The sequence below is a fragment of the Lacticaseibacillus mingshuiensis genome, from assembly GCF_016861785.1.
GTDB classification, from domain to species: domain Bacteria; phylum Bacillota; class Bacilli; order Lactobacillales; family Lactobacillaceae; genus Lacticaseibacillus; species Lacticaseibacillus mingshuiensis.
This window is the reverse complement of sequence record NZ_BOLS01000043.1, coordinates 1-1,308: the sequence shown is the minus strand read 5'-3', so window position 1 is coordinate 1,308 and position 1,308 is coordinate 1. Positions and strand designations below refer to the sequence as shown.

The following is a 1,308-nucleotide window of genomic DNA, read 5'->3' as shown; positions in this document are numbered from 1 at the left end:
TCGAGGGGCTATTTGGGACTTATGGACCCTATAAGAGAAACAAGACTTATTTTAGAACTTTCCTCAAACGTATCATGTCTTTTAAAACAAGACCATTTTCAGTAATCTCTTTATCATAGTGAATTGTAAAGAAGTTTTGATCAACACCAACAACCCGGAAACCACATTTTTGATAAAGATAAAGTTGTCCAAAACTAGTTGTACCAGTTCCAATTTCAAGACACTTGCAATTATTGTTTCGCGCATATTTTTCGGCAAAAATCAGAAGTTGATGACCAATTCCTTTATTTCTTTGTGTGGCAAATTACAAGTTTAATCCGAACAAGCCCGGAAACTTTCAATGGCAGTCTGTTGATGATGGATTTTTAATGGTCGTTGATTAATAAGCTCAAGTGCTGCCAGGATTTCATCAGTCGTTATCTGGTCAAAGTTAGTCTTTTTCGGGAAAAACCACCGTAACCATCGATTGAAATATTCATTGGATCCCCGTTCCCATGGTGAATACGGGTGACAAAAATAAACTTTAATCTGATAGTCTTGTTCTATGGATCGATAATCGGCAAACTCCTTACCATGATCAACAGTTATAGATTTCACTTGGGAACCGAAGGTCCCCATAAAATTTCCAAAGGTATCATTTAAGGCCTTGGCGGTGCGATTAGGGGCTTTGATAGCCCATAGAAGCCGGGTTTTACGTTCTACAAAAGTGACCAAACATGCTCGTGACTGACCTCGGCTAGAAAGTACCGTATCGACTTCCCAATGACCAAAAGCTAATCGCTGATTGACAGATTTTGGTCGTTGTTCAATGGAAGTCCCACTTGTAAATGTGACACGATGCTCATTAGCTCGGCGCTGTCGGACATTTCGATTAGGTAGATCAGCCAAGTTGAAAGGTAACCAGCCAAGCTTAAGCCAGTTATAAATTGAAGCGGTGCTCAGGTTAAAAGCTGTCGCAATCGCTTCTGGTGACCAAGTTAAACGTAGGTGGTTGGTAATTAAAATTGTCAATGATGGCGTTAGAATTGAATGGCGACCACAAGCCCGCCTTTTATGATCTGCGTCTTGTTGCGCTAATTCGGGATCATAGGGTTTGACCCGATCTAATTCATAGCTAATAGTTGATTTGGCAACGCCTAAGGCGTCAGCCATATCTTGGTAAGTATGATGGCCTTCACTGACCAGTTGAGCTAGCGCACCACGTTGAAAACGTGATAAAGTAGAAGTACCCAAAGTAATCACTCCTTATAGCTGGTTGGAATTAACTACTACCATTGTAAGAGATTGCTTTGGGCCTTTTTTTATTTT

1 protein-coding gene and 1 pseudogene are annotated in these 1,308 nt (G+C 40.5%); both read right to left on the bottom strand.

The features are described 5' to 3' along the window. Positions 1-46: 46 nt before the first annotated feature. A pseudogene (locus tag JUE67_RS12520) lies at positions 47-283 on the bottom strand (GNAT family N-acetyltransferase); the annotation flags it as partial. A gap of 29 nt (positions 284-312) precedes the next feature. Beyond that, on the bottom strand, positions 313-1,233 hold the full coding sequence (locus tag JUE67_RS12515; RefSeq protein WP_054645805.1) for an IS30 family transposase: 921 nt from the start codon (positions 1,231-1,233) through the stop codon (positions 313-315). Positions 1,234-1,308 lie beyond the last annotated feature (75 nt).